Source organism: Streptosporangium sp. G12, from assembly GCF_052983175.1.
Genome location: NZ_JBRIQO010000079.1, coordinates 1 through 1,970 on the forward strand (window position 1 = coordinate 1; position 1,970 = coordinate 1,970).

1 protein-coding gene and 1 pseudogene are annotated in these 1,970 nt (G+C 66.9%); both read right to left on the reverse strand.

Translation table 11 applies throughout. From position 1 onward, the window contains the following. Nucleotides 1–79: 79 nt before the first annotated feature. Entirely contained in the window at nt 80–1,444 is a 1,365-nt protein-coding gene (locus ACVCAG_RS45635; protein ID WP_440089913.1) for an RICIN domain-containing protein, read from the reverse strand. A gap of 142 nt (nt 1,445–1,586) precedes the next feature. After that, nucleotides 1,587–1,970, reverse strand: a pseudogene (locus ACVCAG_RS45640) (hypothetical protein); the annotation flags it as partial.

Genomic DNA, 1,970 nt, shown 5'->3' on the forward strand with positions numbered 1-1,970 from the left:
CACATGGCACGAGATCGGCACCGGGGGCGTGAGGGCTGCGCCGCGGATCCGCGGATCCGCGGTCACGTCGAGACGACCGTTAGACGGCCGTGCGCGACCACTGCTGGTTGGTGCCGGTGTTGCACGGATACTGCTTGATGATCACGCTGTCCGCGGTCGACGCGGCCGGTACGTCCACGCATTTGCCGCTGTGTCGTGCCCGGAGCTGGAAGTAGCCGCCGTTGGCGACCATCTGGAACTGCTGGTTGGCGCCGGTGCCACAGGTGTACTGGACGAGCTCGGCACCGTCGGCGGTCGAAGCGCCCACCACATCGAGGCACTTTCCGCTGTGGCGGCTGATGATGCGCCAGTAGCCGCTGCCGGCGTCCTGGAACCGCCACTGCTGCCACGCGTTGCCGCCGTAGGTGTACTGGCCGACGCGCGCACCGTTGCTGGTGTTCGGCTGCTGGACGTCCATGGCCTTGCCGCTGTGGCGCGCGTTGATCCTGTAGAACGTCTCCGGCGTCGGCGTCGGCGTGGGGTTGGGGTCGCTGACGGCGTCGCCCCAGGCGTACCGGACCCGGTTGGAGCCGTGGCCGTTGCGGGTGGTCAGGTTGAGAGTGGTGCCGCTGCCGCCCAGGGAGAACATCGAGTACCAGTCGTAGCCGATGGTGCCCGTCTTGCCGCCGATGGCGGGCCAGTAGGTGCCGCCCATCTGGTTGTCCCGCATGACCTGAGCCACGGCGCGGAGGTAGCGCACGAAGTTGTCGGTGCTGTTCGGGTCGCCGTAGTTGAGGCCGGTGGACATCGGCGCGCCGAACTCGGTCGCGACCGCGCGGGAGGCGCAGTTGCCCAGACGCGTCTGGATGTGGCTTCGGAAGTCGTCGTAGGTCATGGCGCCGTAGAAGAAGGCGTAGTAGTGGAAGGACAGCAGTGTCGAGTTGAAGCGGCTGTCGTTGCAGATGTCCCGCAGGTCCTGGCTGAAGCCGGTGCCGCCGATGAGCACCCGGCCGGGCACCGCCGAGGTGTGATAGCCGAGCCAGTTCGCCGCGACGTTGCGCCATTCCGCCGATGAGTAGCCGTGCGGCTCGTTCATCGGCTCGAAGTAGACGTGGCTGTTTGAGCCGTAGGTGTTGGTCACGCTGGACCACATCGTGTTCCACGCGGCGAGGTTCGTGATCCTGCCGCCGGAGGCGGCGCCGTCCTCCCAGTAGGCCAGGATGACCTTGAATCCGCGTTCGGTGGCGGCGTCGATGGCGCCGCGGTAGGCGTTCCACCAGGTCGTGTTGGCCACGGTGTGGGTGTTGATGGGCAGCCGGACGGTGTTGACCCCCATGAGGTATTCCATGCTGTCGTAGAGCGAGTTGGCCTTGGCCCGTACCGTCGCGTTGCTGTCGGACTGGCTCAGGCCCTGCACGACGAGCGTGCCGGTGCTGAAGTTGTCACCCAGCACGGCCCAGTTCATGCCTCGAAATTGCCTGGTGTCGGCATTGGCCGGCGGCGCGGAGACGACGAGGCCTGTCACTGCGGTGAGCGCGGTCACCACAAGGACGATCAGTAACCGGCGCAGCGACCGAGTGCTTCGCGACGGTCCTGATGAGTGACCATCAGGCGCCATGATCAGTGCCATGAAATGTCCAATCACTAGATCTGAATTCCTGGGTCGGACCCTCGGCCGGCGTGACGACCGGGTTGTTGTGGTTCAGGGGCATCCGGCCGAGACCGTCGGAGCTCACCGCCGGGCGGAGGGCGTAGTTGTCGCCGGACTGGTTCGGCGACTCCTTGAAGTGGCCCACGACACAGGCCGGATGCGTGGCCGCCGACGCTGACGGCGCCGCGGCGATGTGGACGGCGCTCCTCGGTGCGGCCGCGACTACGTGACGGTGGCGACGATCTTTCGACGTGGGGACACCGCGGGCATCCTTTCCGGGAATCGGGGAGAAGACGTCGAGGGGCGACATCACGGCCGCGCACTCACGGCGAGGCCTCAG

Bases quoted from the DNA above. Each gene is read 5' to 3' on its own strand.
- ACVCAG_RS45635 (WP_440089913.1), bottom strand. From the start codon at position 1,444: ATGAACTGGGCCGTGCTGGGTGACAACTTCAGCACCGGCACGCTCGTC.